Below are 17071 nucleotides of genomic sequence, written 5' to 3' on the forward strand. Positions count from 1 at the left end.
CCACGATCTTCTTGGCCTCGAAATGCATATCAGGTTCCCTTCTAGTTCTCCTCGACGGCTCCGGCTGGGCCGCTGCCCTTCTGGATCCAGTCGACAAGACATACGACGCCCGTGCTGCCCGCAGGGGGGCGACAGTCACGCCCTGATCCGTTCGTACTGAGGCTGCGGCCAGGCGAGGTGAGCTGTCATCACCCCAACCACATATTCACCCGGGTGATCGAGGCGACGTGGTGAAGTTCTCACCTGTCCTGGCGGCACCATCGGATGCCATCAGCAGTGGCCCTGAGAGTGATGCCGCGGGTCGCTAGGTCCGTGCGGATCGCGTCGGCTTGGTGAGTGGCCTTGGGAAATAGCGTGATACGGATCGGTGGACGTCAGGCATAGGACGGGTAGGCCGCCATGCCGCGGTGCAAACGACGTCGGCACCTACGCAACCTCATCAGCGGAAGTGTCAGTCTGTTTTGGCGAGCGTCGCCGGTCTGCGGGTTGCGTCAATCGCGTCCGCCAGCAACCACAGCGCCAAGCCTAAGAGCGCAATGTCCTTCATCAAGAACTCCCCGTCTGCGGACAAAACGGGAAAGCCACCAGCAGACGCCTCGCCGGTGCCGGGGGTGGTGATCATGAAACTCAGCGTGGTCACGAAGAACAGCGAGGCGAATACGCCGCCCACCACGGAAGCCTTCGGGAACCACGGCTTGACGGCCAGCAGTGCTGCAACAGTCAATTCTATTGATCCGTTCAATCGACCAAAGGCGTCGATGGAGATGATGTGGTAGATCCAACTCATGAATGGGCTGTTGGCCACCCAATGTGAAATGCCATGGGATTCATAGGAAGTGAACTTCATCGCGCCGAACCAGGCCAGGACTATGACCAGACCATACCGTGCGACCAGAGGCGCGATGGCGGTCGTTCGAAACTTTCCTGGCCCATCAGTCATGATGGCGGTGGCCTCGTTCTGCGACATGCTGTCTCCGTTCTGCGGGTGTCCTTGCACCGCATGGTCACTGCCGGACTCGCACCGCCTTGTTGGCGGGCCGGCCGGTCGAGACGGCGATCCATGCGGTTTGCGGTCGCGGCTCAGATCAGCGACCACTATCTCTGCGCAACGGGTGAGTTGTCCTCATCCATGCGGACATTTCACCCGGGTGATGCGCCGACACGGAAGCGCATCTGCGGCGCGGCCTCTCGACCATGACACGCTCGACGACCCGGCCTATAGCTGGCGGTGGGTCACGGGATCTACGCGGTCCGGTGCATCCCAATCTCGACGACACGATGCGCGGCACCTGCAAGGTGCGAGTGGTGGCGGTCGTGTATCGCGGCGATCACGGTGGCGTGGGGCAGCTCTTCTCGTATCAGGCCAAGCATTCGTTGTGCGGTGGATGTGTCAAGACCCTCGGTCGGTTCGTCGAGGAGCAGGAGGCGGGGCCGTGCCACCAGAGCACGTAGTACCGCGAGGCGGCGCACCTCGCCGCCGGACATAGCGCGACCACCGTGGCCAACCGCGGTGTCGGGCGCGAGCTCGCCGAGACCGGCGTCATCCAGCAGTCGGCGCATCTCGAGGTCGTCCAGGTCGGTGCGGCCGAGTCTGAGGTTTTCCGCGACGGTTCCGCAGAACAGCGGCTCATCGGCTGCGACCAGGACCACCGCGCGGACAGGAAGCTCGCGCGCCGGCCGGCGGTCGAGCAAGACATCGGCCGTACGGTCCGAGATACGTTGAAGCAGAGTGCTTTTGCCTGATCCGGAACGACCTTGCACGATAACGGTCTCTCCCGGTTGCGCCGATATGCCGGTGGACGGCATCTCGACGCGAACCCCCGCCGTCACGGCGTCAGAAGATGGCGATCGATGCTCCGCCTTCGCTGGTGCAGCCTGAGCGAGTCTGGTTGCTGCAGTGGCCGATCCGGTCAGCTGTCGCAGCTGACGGTGCGCGTCTGCGAATAGATCCACGGTGGCGATGGTCATTAACAGAAGAAGCGTGGCCCTCGGCAGCGAAATTCCTGGTGCCGTGAGGACGGCAGCCGCGACGCCGAGTGTCGTCACCGCCTCGGACACCGAGATGGCTGCCGCGATGCGCCGGTCGAAACGATCAGCGGCGGTGCGCTTTACGGCCGCGGACGCGATCCAGCCTGCCACCGTGCTGCGCACTTCGGCAATGGCGCCGAGTGAAACGAGTTCGTTGGCCGCTGCCGTTGCTGCCATCAGCTGTGCTCGAGCCGCGCCGCGGCTCCGGGCAACATCGGCCGCGAGGCGGCGTTGCCGCCGACTGGCGTGTGTTTCCGTGGCGACGATCACCGCGGTTCCCGCGACGAGGAGAGTCGCAGCGAACAGATTGATCGTCGCAAGGACGGTCGTGCTCACGGCCACCGTCACCGCGGTCGCGGCAAGCGGCAGGACGGCGCCGGGCAATGATTCGACCACCGCGTCGCCGTCGGCCATCGCGCGGTCAAGTAGCTCGCCGGACGCGAACCGCCGCTGCGCGGCGACAGGGAGCGCCGCGAGATCGACGAACAGTTTGCGGCGCAGCCGAATCAGCCACTCCAGACTGATCGCGTGAGCGCTGAGCCGTTCCCCGTACCGGGACAGGATCCGGGTAAGCGCAAATGTTCGCACACCGCCGCTGGGTGCATAGACCGAGAACGCAGTGGCCGAACCGGCGATCGCGCAGCTGGCAATCAATCCGCCCGACAGCGCGAGCAAGCCCACTGTCGAGCCGGCGGCGAGCAGCGACAGCATCGCCGCGGCCGCGACGCGAGCGACGGTTTTACCGCCAAGCAGGCGCAGATAGCCCCGCAGCGTTGTCACGGCCGCACCGGTTGACGCGCTTCGGTCAGCAGCAGATTCGCATCGATGATCTCCCATTGCTGATCGGCGATCGCGGCGACTGTAGGTGAATGAGTGGCGATCAATACCGTGCGACCGCGGGCCGCCTCGGCCAGCGTGTCGACCAGTGCCGCTTCACTTTCGGCGTCCAAGTGCGCGGTCGGTTCGTCCAGCAGCCACAGGCCCGCGTCGCGCAGCAAGGCGCGCGCGATGGCCACCCGCTGCGCCTCGCCGGTCGACACCCCCCAGCCGCGTTCACCAATTGGGGCATCCAATCCGGTTGGTAGCCGGGCGAGTAGCCTGCCCAGCCCGGCCCGCTCGGCAGCATGCCGCAGCGCTTCGGGGGAGGTATCGGGGTTGCCGAGCCGCAGATTGTCGGCCAGCGTCCCGGGCAGGATCACGGTTTGCTGCCCAATCCAGCTCGCCGCTCCCGGCTGCGGACGCCGGCCGTCGATTTGCACCAGTCCGGATGCGGGTTGGATGAGCCCGGCAACCACCGCGAGCAGAGTCGATTTACCCGCACCGGACCGGCCCCGCACCACCACGATGGTCCCCGCCGGGATGATCGCCTCCACGGAATCCAAAACAGGTGCAACCCCATATCGCACACAGGTCCCAGCCAATGTCACGCATGGCGCGTGACGAATCACGTTCGCTCTCGTGGACATCTTTGGTGCGCCTAATTCACCCAGTGCTGTGACTGCGGCGATCGCTTGTTCGCGCGCATGGTAGGCGGAGCCGAGATCCCGTAGCGGGGCGAAATAGGCTGGCGCGAGCATCAATACAAACAGGGCCCGCCCGAAAGTCAAAGCGCCGGAGCCGGGAATGTGGACATAGCCGAGCAGAGTGAAGCCGCAATAGATCGCCGTGATCGCGACGCCGAGGGTGATCACCAGGTCCAGCACCGCACCGGCCACGAGTGCGCGGCGCAGCACAGTCATTGTCGCCTTGTTGAGGTCGCGGCCGGCTTTGGTAAGCGACTTTTGCTCTGCGGGTATGGCGCCGAGCGTGCTCAGCGTGGGCAGACCACGAAAACGGTCCGATAGGCGCGCGGACAAGACTCTGGTGGCGGCCAGTTGGCGTGCCGCCGCGTCGTGGGTGGCCAGCCCGACCATCCGCACGTTGACCGGGATGATCGGCGTTGCGGCTGCCAGCAGCACCGCCACCGGCCAATGCGCGACCGCAGTGGCGATCAGGATCACCGCGCAGCACAATGGCGCGGCGCGACGTGCCGGCGTGAAATGGGCGTGGTGCTCACCGATCTGCCTGGCCAACTCGATCGCGCGGTGCGCCGGCGCCGTAGGGTTCGACACGCTGGCGCCAAGATCTCGGTCGAGAACTGCGCCGGCCACCATGGCGGTGACGGCCGCACCACCGGTGTCGGCGTGACGGCGCGCCCAGGTATCGCATGCGACCCGGGCGATCGCGACGCCGAAAAAAATCGACGCACCAGCCCATACCCCGCCGCGCCCGCCGCCACGGTATGCCACAGTGACGACGGCGACAAAGGCTGCCCATTGTGACACCAAGAGTGCCGACGTCACGGCCTTGGCGAGGGTGGCCCGGTGAAAGTCGGTGTGGCCCGGCGCACCCAGTCGGCGCAGCCGAATGTGTTGGGCCTGGCGGATTTCGGCTCTGGCGTCGTTATTCGGCATCGGCGTGCCGCAACTCGTCGCGCAACCACACCGCGGCTCCGCCAATGACGATCAACACCAGCGCGACGAGGGTTATTACTTCGCCGGTTGGGGTTTTGGCAAAGACCCCGACGCTGACCGCGGCGGTCAGCGCCCCGACAACGATCCACATCAGGTTTGCGGCCCAGCGCAGCGTTCTCGGCCTCTGCCTGGGATGCTGTCGCGATTGAGCCGGGCTGTGGGCCGCCGCCGGGGCGATGCGGCCCGATCCGGCCAATGCCGCAGTGGCCGACGGTTCGCGGTACTTCCCTCGGAAGACCCGATGCGTGTACCAGCTGAAATACATCAAGACTGGAAGACTGAGGATCGACGCGATCATCAGGAAGTTCAGTGTGCCTGCTGGCGCCTTGGCTTGATCCAGGGTGAGGTCCGGCGGCAGAGCAGTCGGGTAATACAGCAATGCCAGTGCCACCAGGCCGAATGCTTCCGCTGCGACGATCCCGATCATCGGACGCTCGTCATGGCGACGGCCGAACGCCCACAGCGACGCGGCGAGACCTGCCAGCGCCGCGACCGCGGCGATAACGGCGAGCACGTTCGCCGCCGTACCCGCCGCGCCGATGCGCACAGGTGTCAATGGCACCAACAGCGTCGCGCAAGCGAGCGTGAGAACGCCGGTGGCCAGGGTAAGCGGACGGCCCAACGACGCGGCCCGTGCTCGCAAATTCCCTGTGGTCTTCAGCTGGACGTACGCCGCGCCGGCGGCGCAGTACATTACCACCGTGGTGGCACCCGTCAGTAAGGCGTAGCTCGTCATGAAATCGAAAGTGCCGCCGGAGAATTGACCATTTTCGACGGTGATCCCGCTAAGTGCGCCGCCGATTGTGACGCCTTGTGCGAACGCCGCAACCAGCGATCCCACGCCGAACGCCCAGCCCCACCCTCGGGGTACGCCGACGGTGTTGGACACCCTCTCGATTGCCGCGCCGCGGAACACCAGCGCCAGCAGCATCACGACGATCGGTACATACAGCGCGGGCAGTGCGGCGCCATAGGCGGTCGGTAGGCCTCCGAAAAGCGTTACGGCGAGCAGGATCAGCCATGTCTCGTTGCCATCCCATGCGGTCGCGACCACCTCGATCAGCTGACGGCGGGCCTTGACGTCTCGTTCGATGAGGGTCAGCATCCCGATGCCGAGGTCATATCCATCCAGCACCACATACATGCCCAGGCAGATCACTACCACCAAGCAAAACCAAATCGTCGCGGCCATCACGCCTCCCCGACGGCAATATCGTCGGCGATGGACGCTGAATCCGGTGGCCCGATTTCCAGATCGCGCGGGTCAGGTCCCCGCCGCACGGTTCGCACCACATAGGTGATCCAGGTTCCGAACAGCGCCAGATACAGGGCCAGGAAAGTGAAGAACGAGGCGAGGACCGCGGGTGATGCGATAAGGGAGACGCCCTGATCGGTGCGCAGCATCCCGTACACGAGGTAGGGCTGGCGTCCCGTTTCGGCCGTCACCCACCCACCGATGATCGCAACGACACCCAGCGGTGTCAGCCACAGCATCGCCCGGTGAAACCAGCGCGCGATGAACAGCCGGCCTCGCAGTCGCAGTACGACGCTGGTGACCGCGGCGAACAGCATGACCGTGGCGGCGTAGAACATCACCCGGAATCCCCAGAACACCGACCAGCTATTGGGCTGTCGATCCCGGGGAATCTGGTGTTGGCCGGGCAACGGTGTGTGGCCAGACAGGTCGCCGCTGATCAGGCTGCCCAACTTGGGAACGCTGATCTGCACCCGGTTGCGCTGATGTGGCTGGTCAGGAATCACGACGAGGTTGTAGCCGGTGTTGGTCGAGTCCCAGTTGCCCTCGAACGCAGCGAACTTCGGCAACTGGTGGTCTTCATCCATGAAGCTAACTTTGTCGCCGTAGAAGATCTGGACAGGGATGAGCAGCGCGAGGACTCCCAGCGCGATGGAAAATGTGCGCCGAGCGAACTGGTCGTGTCGCCTGCGGATGAGGTAATAGGCCGCGATCCCGCCAACAAATAGGGCGGCCGAGATGATCACGGCTAACAGCATGTGCGGGAAGCGGAATGAGAACGACGGGTTGAAGATGATCGACCACCAGTTGTCGGGCACAAACCGACCGTGGTCCATGCGATAACCGGCCGGGGTCTGCATCCAGGAATTGGCGGAAAGGATCCAAAGGGTCGACAACACCGTGCCCAGTGCAACCATGCAGCACGACACCAACATCGTCCGCGGCTTGACTCGCCCGTCGCCATAAAGCATCACGCCGATGAAAGCGGCTTCGACGAAGAACGCGCTGACCACCTCCATGCCGATGATCGGCCCCAAGATGGGCCCGGTGGCGCTGGCGAAACGCCCCCAGTTCAAACCCAATTCGAAGGTGATCACAGTTCCGCTGACCACCCCCAGCCCAAACCCGACTGCGAATATCCGCTTCCAGAACCGAAAGATCTGCAGATAGATGGCCTGACCGGTGCGAAGGTGTAGACCATAAACGACCGCCAAGAACACCGACAAGCCGACAGTGATGGCGGGGAATGTCATGTGGAAGACGATCGTGATGATGAACTGCCAGCGGGACACATCTAGCAGGGTTGGCGACACTATCTCCACCACCTTGATCGATTTCGGCACTGGGCAAACACATCTCGTAAACGAGGCCGGCGATCAGATCGCGGCGACGCAAAATCACAAAGATGGAGCCGGGAGGGGTGAACTGTCATCACCCCTACCACGGATTCACCCAGGTGAGTAACGCGATTTCACCCCGGATAATTCAAGATCGGCACAGTCCGGCAAGGTCAGGCAGGCGAATTACAACAGGCCGAGTTCTCGCGCCCGGCTGACCGCCGCGTTGCGGTGCTCAACGCCGAGCTTGCGGTACACGGCACGCTGGTGGGTCTTCACGGTGTTGAGCGAGACGTATAGCCGCGCACCGATCTCACGTCGCGACAGCCGGGTGGCGAGCAGGCGAAGAACCTCAAGCTCCTTTGGGGTCAACTCCTCACCGACAATGCAGGCCTCGTTGCGCGAAGTCACCGCGACGCCCGAGCTTCGCTCGGCCGAAGCGAGCAGCGTCGAGACGATGCCAGCGTCCGCACTACCGCGCACCAGGGTGCCGGCCTCGTCGAGGTTGGCCTTCGCGGTCTGGTGGTCGCCGAGATTGTCGAGGATCTCGGCTCTGACCGACAGTGTCTTGGCCACCTCGAGGATTGCTCCGCCTTGGCGGGCCGATATGACGGCCATGTCTGCGGCGGCCGCCGCTCCAGCCAGGTCACCGCGCATGGCGAGGACTTCGGCCGTGGCAAGCGACACCATCACGTCCACGAGGTGTTCGGCATCCGCCAAGTCCCGGGAGCTGCCGGAAGCCCGGCGAACCTGACTTTCGGCGTCCGCGAGCCGGCCGTCTTCAGCCGAAATCAGCGCCAGGTGGCCCAACGCGTAGATGCGGGCACGACGATCGCCCACCTTCTCGGCCAGCTCCACGGCCCGTCGGAAGGCGGCTTGCGCCTCGTCGGTGTTGCCCGAAAAGTACAGCGCGGATCCATAGATGCAGTAGGCGATTGATTGGCCCAGCGGCGCTTCGCTGAGATCGAGGGTGATCGCCCGCTGAGCCGTCTGAAGTGCCGCAGCGACGTCACCCGTCTTGAACGAGTGAACCGCGCGCAATACGACGACTTGAGCGCTGACGGCGCCATCGTCTGCGGCCGCGGATCGGGTGTCGACTGCCTCGATCCACTCGGCGGCCTCATCGAGTTGACCACGGCTTAGCGCGATCCACGCGCGAGCCACGCTCAGCCGCGCGTCGTGTAGAACGGCCTCCTCGGGGAGCAGATCAAGCGAGCCGGAGACGGTCGACAGGCCGCCCCCGTTGAACTCGTCAACCCAGTCTGCGGCGATCAGATCAGCGCTGCGCGCGATGTCGCCGCCGGCAATCAGGTGACGCACCGCCTCATCGATGAGGCCCTCGCCCTCAAACCAGGTCGCGGCTCGTCGGTGTAGCTCGGCGACCAGATCCGGCTCGCTGCGACGCAGCTCGGTGCGCAGCAACTCTCCGAACAGCTGGTGATAGCGGTACCAGTGACGTGACATGTCCAGCGGCACCACAAACAAGTTTTCGCGCTCGATCTGCTTCAGGACCGAGGCCGAACCTGACGTTTGCAGCACCGCGTCGCACAGCGGACCGCTGAGTCGTCCCAAGACAGAGGTACGCAACAAAAAGCTGCGCAGTTCCGGTGGCTGTCCGTCGAGGACCTCGGCCATCAAGTAGTCGACGATATGACGGTTGTCACCTGCGAAGGTTCTGATGAACGCCGGGGCATCAGTACGCCCGGCAAGCGAGAGCGCGGCCAGGTAGAGGCCGGCAGCCCAACCTTCGGTGCGTCTGTGCAGCAGTTGAATATCTTCTTGGGCCAAGTCCAGTCCGAGGACGCCGTTTAGCAGATGGTCCGCCTCAACAGCCCCGAAACGTAAATCGTTGGTTCGCATCTCAGCAAGCTCTCCGCTGGCCCTCAGCCGAGCCAACGGCAACACCGGATCCGATCGGGTGGACAACACCAAGTGAAGATTCGCCGGAATCCGGCTGATGAAGAATGCCAGCTGTTCATGGACCGCGCGGCTTACCACCTGGTGGTAGTCATCGAGAATGAGCACCATTGGGCTGGCGATCGTGTCGAGATCATTGAGCAGGGTGGGCAGTACGACTTGCACCGGGTCGGTGCCCATCGCCAGGAGTTCGACCGCGCGAACCCCCACCCCGGGCCTGATCTTCTGCAGCGCGGCGATGACGTACATCCAAAACCACACCGGGTCGTTGTCCGACGAATCCAGCGACAGCCAGCCGAACCTCTGGTCCTCACTCGCACCCAGCGCCCACTGCGCCAGGACTGTCGTCTTGCCCCAGCCCGCGGGCGCACTCAGCAGGGTCAGCTTGCAGCGCCGCCCCGCCGATAATGTGTCGAGCAGGGCGCCCCGGTGAACGAGTTGCGCTGCGATGGCCGGGACGTGCAGCTTGGTGCCGAGCAGAACGGCTCGCGCAGCGGCTTCTCCGAGGCCGCTGTCGCCGCGTCCAGCTGAGCCGGTCATGGCCGAATTGCGCGAATCGGTTGAACCCAGCAGTCGCGCGGGAACACTCGGCGTTGACGCCCCCCGGGCAGGCATTGGCGTCTTGGCATCCCAGTTGTTCTCTACAAGGTCGGGCGGGCTCGTTTTGCCCGTCAGAAGTGACCCTATTGAATCAGATCCGTCCGCGGTGATTATCTCCACCGCGGCTTCTCGGTGCCCGTTTGGGCCCGCGGACCCACGTCCCGCCAACGGCGCGAGGATTTTCTCGTGAGCCGTGCTCACACTGTGCCCGCTCACGGCATTTCCTCTCTCTTCATGCGATAACTCCTGCAACTCATGACACTGCGGCAGGTGGGATGGTGAGCGTCTCAGCCTGAGGCGACCGTGTCGTCATCGCGGCTCAGGGTCGTCGGTTCACCAACACGTATCCACTGACCCCGAACACCACCGGCATCATCATCAGCATTCCCAACACCGTGTTCATCATGGTTTTCTCAGTTCCTCTGCGGGCCCTGGCGGCGGTTCCACGCTTTGCGTGGCGTTCGCGGCGATCCAAGAGCTCAATGACAACGTTGGCAGCGCGGCACCGCCGCCACCATCGCCCAGCGGGTGATCTTTAGGTCCAGAGCGGTGTATACCTAGTGCCCTTGGTATCTAATGACTGGTCAATCCGAGCGGCGCACGGGCAGCTGCAAGTGACGTGATCAGAGCCATTGCCGGCCAAGGATTCTCATTCGAGAAGAACAGCAACGGCGCAGCTCAGATCGGGGGGCGGCAGGGTCGTCATCATGAGTCTTGCCTGGTGTTCGGCGAGCTGAGACGCGATTACCGCAGCCCCAGCCCGCCGAACGTTCAGTCAGCCGACGACGCTCGGCCTCGACGCAGCGATAGCTCGCTCGACTGTGGTCGCAGCCTCGCGCTTATCCACGAGCGTCTTGCGGCATAGCTTTGAGACACAATCGAAAAGAGCGGCCCCGAGTAAGGCAATTGCACAGACAACCGCAGAAACGTCGAAATCGGTTGTCTGGCCATTGATCAACATCAGGATCGCGTAGTCGCCTGCGAAGACTGCGAGTAATGTGGCGGCTCTGCTTAATCGGCTCATGACACTTGCTCGTCAACTGCGACGGGTGACGGCGTTACCAGTCCCGCCGGCTGCATAACCGAGCTGCCGACGGAGATGACGGAGCTGATGGCTTCGGTGACCACATCAGGGATTTCATGCAAAAGCGTGTGTCCTGCGGCGGGCCGGTGGATGAGCGTCGCTCCTGGGATACCGTCGGCCAGCTGGTGAGCGTGACACATCGGCGTGAGCTTGTCCGCCCCTCCGCTGATGATGATTGTCTTTGCCGTGATAGAGCTCAGGCTCTGAGAGCAGTCGTACTCTTTTAAACCGCGCAGGAAGCCGACTTTCGTCGTCGACGGGGTGCTGTTGACGGCGGCCGCGGTTATAGCTACCCCCGAACTCGGGGCGGTTTCACCGTATCCGCCATATCTGGTCAGTGCCGCGCACACCGGCCGGGAGAGGAATTGAACTACCTCATCGGTACCTGCGCGAGGCAAGCGTTGTACGAGGTGGTAGAGCATGCTTGTCGCGGGTGTGCTCAGCAGCCGGCCGAGGCCGTGCGAGCCAACATTTCCCGCGGCGGTCGCGACGAGAACAAGGCTCTCCGGCTCAACGGGACGCTTGCTGGCCGGCCGGCGAAGATAGGCCAAGGCCGTCATGCCGCCCATCGAGTGGCCTGCCAGGGTGAGCGGGCCCGTAACATCAAGCGCAACCAGCAATTCGGCGAGGTCATCAGCGAGTCGGTCGATCCGGTACGTGTGCATGGACGCATCGCCGGAGTCGCCGTGACCGCGGTGGTCGTAACCGATGATCCGGATGTTGTTGCCCCAGCGACGGATCAACTGCGTAAGCTGGATGTTCCAGGACTCTTTGTTCAAGCAAAAGCCGTGAAGCAGTACGACGGTGTGACCCGCCGCGTGAGACCCCCAGTCACGGACGAACAGCGGGACGCCATCGCTCGTGGTAACTATGCGATCGCAAGATAGCGATCGGCGTGTGCCGTGCGTTCGCGGACGGCTGCGTCGCGTCGGTGGTGTCATCGTCGCGTTAGCAGAGCATGTATCGAGATGTAGAGTTCTGCTTGCTGTTTCGGCGAGTGAACTTACGTGACCGGCGGTCATCGGCACACCATTGCAAGCGCCGCGTTCAACATCGTTCGCTCTTTCCCTTTGTGTGCTCACCGGCGCGGTGCGTGGCCTAGCTTGGCCCTCGCTTGATGCGAGGAACGGCCGAGCTGCACGCTTTCTACCAAAGTGGGTTGGCGGTTATCTGGAGCCATATTCTGAATTCCCTGCTCTCACAGCGTTTTTGCGCCCGTGCGGCACGCAATCGCTCGATTATGGTTGCAAGATCGCCATTGCCCGCCCGTCGTCGCGTCTTCGTGACGGTATCGATAGTCCTTGCTGATTCGGCGAGCGAGCCTGAGTGATCGGCGGTCATCGGGACACCATCGTGTACCCAGCGACACCGAACGCCACTGGCACCATGGCCAGCATTCCAAGCGCCGCATTCAACATTGTTCGCTCTTTCCCTCTGTGTGTTCACCGACGCGATGTGTGGCCTGGCTGGGCGGTCGCTTTGGGTGAGAACGTGATTGGTTGCCGACTACTACGGTCGTCGCGCGGGCTGCGCAAAACCATCGCCCGAGGGTTGATGTTTAGGGCCGGATGGATGAAGTATTAGGCGGCGTCGTATTTGACGTATCAGTCATCAGAGCCGCGCATCAGCTGTGCCAATTGGGCGCGGGAGGTAATGCCCAGTTTGGCAAACGCATTGCGTACGTGGGTCTTCACAGTGTGGGGGGAGAGGCGCAGTTGCTGCGCGACGGAACGGTTGGTCGCGCCTTCAGCGATCAGGTTGATGACTTTGAGTTCGGAGTCGGTGAGGCTGTCCCAGCCGGTTCTTGCCCGCGGGTGGGTGACGATGCGCCGTTCCACGCCCAACCCGCGCAGCGCGCGGCCCACCCGGCGGGCATCGGCGGTCGCCCCGCACTCGATGTAGGTGTCGAATGCCGCGTTCAGTTGGTCGATCGCCTCAGCGGTGCGCTGTGCGCGAGCCAGCTCGGCGCCGGCGTCCTCGGCAGCGCTTGCATAAAGAAGCGGCCGCGGCGAGGCACGCAGCGACTCCGCAACAGCCACCAGCGCCTGGGCATCGTGTTCGAGGATCGCGCGGGCATACAGGGCCACCACCGCCAACAGCGGCACTGTAGGCCGCTCACGCTCAAGCACCTCGGTGGCCTGCAAGACCCGGGCGCGCAAGCCGGCATCACCAGCGGCCGAGGCCACCCGCGCGCCCAAGATCAGCCGGACCAATGCATGCGGGAAAAACGGTGTCGCCAGCAGGATGACGTCGCCGAGCCAGCGCATCGCGTCATGAACGTCGTCACGCTGCCACGCCGCCCGCGCGAGCACATACGCCGACCCTCGACGTATGCCGGCGGAGCCAGTGGAGTGGGCATCGCGCGCATCATTGACCATCTGTTGCAGCAAGTTTCGGTCATCGGTGTGCGCAGCCACCTCGGCGAGAATCACCGTGCGAAGTACGTCATGCTCGGTCGCCCCCGTCGGCTGTGGGGGCGGAAGGGACTCCGTCGCATCGCGAGCGGCCGACAGCCGGCCGGCAGCGAGGTGGACAAGCCCGCTGAAGACGGCCCACATGGCGAGGGCCATCGCGTTGCCTTCCCGGCGGGCCTGCTCTATGCCGCCGGCGACCCGGGCCGTCGCGTCGTCCAACCGGCCGACCACTGCCAGCAGATTTGCCTCATACATTCCGGCATAGGCATGCGCTAACGCTGTTTCATTTGTGTGAGCAAGTGGGCTGAGCTCTTCGAAACGGCGGAGTGCGCGGGACGCGTACCCCTCACCAGCATCGAGCAGGGCGAGGGTGACGTTGGCCATGATCTTGGCCTCGAGATCGCCAGTAGCCACCGCGGCCGCGGCAGCCTCATCGGCCGCCGCGCGCCGTTTCCCGCCTTCGTCGAATACCAGGTTGTACGCCAGCCAAGCCAGATGTCGTGCCCTAGTGACGTCGCTGATGCCGCTCAACTTGAGCGCCCGCCGATTCTCCTCCACCCGCCGCTGGTCAGTGTGCTTCGTGTGCACCGGGAGCCGGAGCCGGATCTCCGCCTCTACCTCCGGCGACGCCGCCTCCGTGAGCGCCGCGTCGGCTAGTTCTTGGGCCTCGCCATAACGACTGGCCCGGTTGAGCCACCCCACCGTTTCCCCGACCAGGGATCCGCGCTCGGCGTCGTTGGCGGGCAACAACTCCAGCGCGCGCTTGCTCAAGTCCGCAGCCGCGCTCGCATCGCCGCGGCCAACCGATTGTGCGGCTTGGCGCAGTGCGTCGATCGCCTCTCGGTCTCCCGGCTCGGCGCTGCGTGCCAGCTGGGTGGCCACTTCGGCCGGCGCCGCGCCCATCCCCAGCATGACCGACGCCGACTGGCGCTCCATCGCCCGCCGCAACGACTGTGGCAACGACTGCCGGGTCGCCTCGCGCAGCAAGTCGTGCCGGAACCTCAGCCGTTCACCGTCTTCGACTAAAAGATCCGCGCGCACCGCCTCCTCCAGGGCCGACAGCAACGACGCCGGCGACCGTTCCAGCATCGCGGCCAACAGCTCCGCTGAAAACCGGTCGGGCAGCACCGCGGCGATCCGCACCACCTCTGATGTCTCATTGGAGAGCAGATCCAGCCGCTGCTGCATACCGGCGCCCAGCCGCCGCGGCAGCCCGTCTCCGGTGACCATCGCGCGGCCGCCGCTAACGTTCAGCCGGCCCTCCTCGCCCAGCCCCCCCACCAGCTCGCTGACCAAGAACGGATTTCCGTGCGCCTTGGCGGCCAAATTCAGCAGCGACGCATCGGCCTTCGCCCGGACCGCGTCACTCACCATGTCGGCGACCGCATTCGGCGTGATGGCCGCCAATCGCAAGAATGTGGCGTTCGCGCGCTGCAGCACCGACAAGGTTTCCTGTACTGCGGGTCCGCCGGCTCCGGTGCGGGCGGTCAATATCCATAACACCGCCGCATCTGGCCGCGCGGTGGCCAGCGACCGGAGTGCCAACAGCGTGCCGTTGTCGGCCCAGTGAATGTCCTCCAGCAAAATTGCCAGCGGGGTCTGTGCGGCTGCGGCATGAATCGCGTCGGCCAGATCGTGCACAACCCAGTAGCGCAGGTCCGCCGAGCCGCCTAGTTGGCGCAACGCCTCGGCGTCTCCCACCGGGGGATCAGCGTTGAGTGTCGCCATGAACAGCGAGAAGAACGGCACCGTCTGCTGGTACTCGAACGCCTCCCCGAACAAGGTGCGTACCCCACATTGATCGGCCAGCACTAACACCTCGGTCAGCAACCGACTCTTCCCAATACCGGGCGGCCCTTCGATGACCAGCACGCCTCCGCGCCCCTGGGCCACCGCGGTAACCAGTGAGCCGATCAGTTTCAGCTCGTCCGCCCGCCCTCGAATCGGCGGAGTGACCAAGCGTTGGCCGCCGGCGTCAAAAAGGCCGGTTGGAGGCCCCATCGGGTATCCCTATCTACGGTTTATTTACCGTGCTGCCATGGCAGTGCACGTCATTGTAGGCCGCGCACGTCCTCCACGAGATTTGCTGCGATCAATCAGTGCCGCGCATCAGCTGCGCCAATTGGGCGCGAGAGGTGATGCCGAGCTTGGCGAATGCGTTGTGGATGTGGGTCTTCACGGTGTGGGGGGAGAGGTGCAGCTGCGTGGCGACGGAGCGGTTGGTGGCGCCTTCGGCGATGAGGTTGATGACCTTGAGTTCGGCGTCGGTGAGGCTGTCCCAACCGCTTCTTGGCCGAGGGTGAGTGACGATGCGCCGTTCCACGCCTAATCGGCGCAGCGCGCGGCCGACCCGGCGGGCATCGGCAGTCGCTTCGCACTCGATGTAGGTGTCGAATGCCGCGTTCAGTTGGTCGAGCGCTTCAGCGTTGCGCTGTGCGCGACTCAGCTCACCGCCGGCGTCCTCGGCAGCGCCTGCGTAAAGAAGCGGCCGCGACGACGAATGAAGCAACTCCGCGGCAGCCACCAATGCTTGGATGTCACGCTCAAGGATCCCGCGGGCATATCCGGCGATCCCCGAGAACAGCGGTACCGGTGGCTGTTCCCGCTCCAGTGCCTCGGTGGCCTGCAGGACACGTGCGCGCAAGCCGGCATCACCGGCGGTCGAGGCCACCCGCGCACCCAAGATCACCAGATCTGAGACCTCAGGCGTGAGTGGTGTCCCGAGTAGCGAAATATCGCCGCCGAGCCAGCGCACCGCCTCATGGACGTCGCCGCGCTGCCACGCCGCCAGCGCGAGCGTGTGCGCCGCTGCCCGACGTACCGTAGATGCGCCAGTGGGGTAGGCGTTACGAGCGTCATTGACCGTCTGTTGCAGCAAGTTTCGGTCATCGGTGTGCACCGCCACTTCGGCAAGAACCGCCATGCGGATCATGTCCAGGTCGGTCGCTGCTGTCCGCTGTGGGCGTGGCAGGGACTCAACCTCGGCGCGAGCCGCGGATAACCGGCCTGCGGCGAGATGGACCCACGCGTCAATGTCGGCCCAGATATCAAGTGCCATCGCGTTGTGTTCTCGACGGGCTTGCTCTGTTCCACCGGCGATCTGCGCTGCAGCGTCGTCCAACCGGCCGATTACAGCCAGCAGGTTCGCGTGGTGCGCTGCGAGCAAGTCGTGGGCTGGCGTCGGATCACTCGTGCGGGCAAGCGCGCAAGCCTTCTCCAGGCGGCGTAGGGCGCGGCCCGCATACCCGTCCCCACAGTCGACGCAAGCGAGCGTGACATCGGCCACGATCTTCGACTCGAGATCACCCGTCGCTGTTGCGGCCGCGGCGGCCTCGTCGGCAGCCCCGCGATATTGCCCGCGTTGGTCGAACAGCAGGTTGTACGCCAACAGGGCCAAATGCCGCGCTCGGGTGACTTCGCTGATGCCGCCCAACTGCAGCGCTCGGCGATTCTCCTCCACCCGCCGCTGAGCACTGTGCATATTGATCGTCGGGAGCCGGAGACGGATCTCCGCTTCGACCTCCGGCGACGCGGCCTCCGCGAGCGCCGCAACGGCCAATTCTTCGGCCTCGCGATAGCGGCTGGCCCGGTTGAGCCACCCCACTGTTTCCGCAACCAGGGATCCGTGCTCAGCGTCGTTGGCGGGCAACAGCTCTAGCGCGCGCTGGCTTAAGTCCGCGGCCGCGCTCGCATCGCCGCGGCCAACCGATTGTGCGGCTTGGCGCAGTGCGTCGATCGCCTCCCGGTCCCCGGGCTCGGCGCTGCGCGCCAGTTGAGTGGCCACCTCGGCCGGGGCCGCGCCCATCCCCAGCATGACCGACGCCGATTGGCGCTCCATCGCCCGCCGCAACGACTGCGGCAACGACTGCCGGGTGGCCTCGCGCAGCAAGTCATGCCGAAACCTCAGCCGGTCACCGTCTTCG

The 17071-nt window shown here is 64.6% G+C and carries 9 protein-coding genes; all 9 read right to left on the minus strand.

Annotated elements, in window-relative coordinates:
• Nucleotides 1-451: 451 nt before the first annotated feature.
• On the minus strand, nt 452-967 hold the full coding sequence (locus tag A5625_RS09465; protein ID WP_066992019.1) for a YkgB family protein: 516 nt from the start codon (nt 965-967) through the stop codon (nt 452-454).
• 275 nt (nt 968-1242) lie between these two features.
• Entirely contained in the window at nt 1243-2739 is a 1497-nt protein-coding gene (locus A5625_RS09470) for an ATP-binding cassette domain-containing protein (RefSeq protein ID WP_197516034.1), read from the minus strand.
• A gap of 65 nt (nt 2740-2804) precedes the next feature.
• Entirely contained in the window at nt 2805-4481 is a 1677-nt protein-coding gene (locus tag A5625_RS09475; protein WP_066992024.1) for an ABC transporter ATP-binding protein/permease, read from the minus strand.
• Nucleotides 4471-5733 carry a cytochrome d ubiquinol oxidase subunit II gene (gene cydB / locus A5625_RS09480; protein ID WP_066992027.1) on the minus strand — a complete coding sequence of 421 codons (1263 nt, stop codon included), beginning with the start codon at nt 5731-5733 and terminating at the stop codon, nt 4471-4473. Before cydB ends, A5625_RS09475 begins: the two co-directional genes overlap by 11 nt.
• A complete protein-coding gene (locus A5625_RS09485) occupies nt 5733-7109 on the minus strand; it encodes a cytochrome ubiquinol oxidase subunit I (protein ID WP_232003565.1) in 1377 nt (458 codons plus the stop codon). Before A5625_RS09485 ends, cydB begins: the two co-directional genes overlap by 1 nt.
• Nucleotides 7110-7319: 210 nt before the next feature.
• Nucleotides 7320-9590: a LuxR C-terminal-related transcriptional regulator gene (locus A5625_RS09490; RefSeq protein ID WP_066992030.1), complete on the minus strand. Its 2271-nt coding sequence runs from the start codon at nt 9588-9590 to the stop codon at nt 7320-7322.
• Nucleotides 9591-10670: 1080 nt separating this feature from the next.
• The gene (locus A5625_RS09500) at nt 10671-11606 is read right to left on the minus strand and encodes an alpha/beta fold hydrolase (protein WP_255397972.1); all 936 of its coding nucleotides are present in this window, start codon (nt 11604-11606) and stop codon (nt 10671-10673) included.
• A gap of 732 nt (nt 11607-12338) precedes the next feature.
• Entirely contained in the window at nt 12339-15149 is a 2811-nt protein-coding gene (locus tag A5625_RS09505; protein ID WP_066992036.1) for an AAA family ATPase, read from the minus strand.
• 91 nt (nt 15150-15240) lie between these two features.
• The coding region (locus A5625_RS09510) for a LuxR C-terminal-related transcriptional regulator (RefSeq protein ID WP_066992041.1) at nt 15241-17071 on the minus strand (1831 nt) is incomplete at its 5' end.

This window comes from Mycobacterium sp. 1465703.0 (genome assembly GCF_001672975.1).
Classification (GTDB): Bacteria; Actinomycetota; Actinomycetes; order Mycobacteriales; family Mycobacteriaceae; genus Mycobacterium.

What these genes read in the sequence shown, in the direction of transcription:
- A5625_RS09465 (WP_066992019.1), bottom strand. Translation starts at nt 967, where the DNA reads ATGTCGCAGAACGAGGCCACCGCCATCATGACTGATGGGCCAGGAAAG.
- A5625_RS09470 (WP_197516034.1), bottom strand. Translation starts at nt 2,739, where the DNA reads ATGCTGTCGCTGCTCGCCGCCGGCTCGACAGTGGGCTTGCTCGCGCTG.
- A5625_RS09475 (WP_066992024.1), bottom strand. Translation starts at nt 4,481, where the DNA reads ATGCCGAATAACGACGCCAGAGCCGAAATCCGCCAGGCCCAACACATT.
- cydB (WP_066992027.1), bottom strand. Translation starts at nt 5,733, where the DNA reads ATGGCCGCGACGATTTGGTTTTGCTTGGTGGTAGTGATCTGCCTGGGC.
- A5625_RS09490 (WP_066992030.1), bottom strand. Translation starts at nt 9,590, where the DNA reads ATGACCGGCTCAGCTGGACGCGGCGACAGCGGCCTCGGAGAAGCCGCT.
- A5625_RS09505 (WP_066992036.1), bottom strand. Translation starts at nt 15,149, where the DNA reads ATGGGGCCTCCAACCGGCCTTTTTGACGCCGGCGGCCAACGCTTGGTC.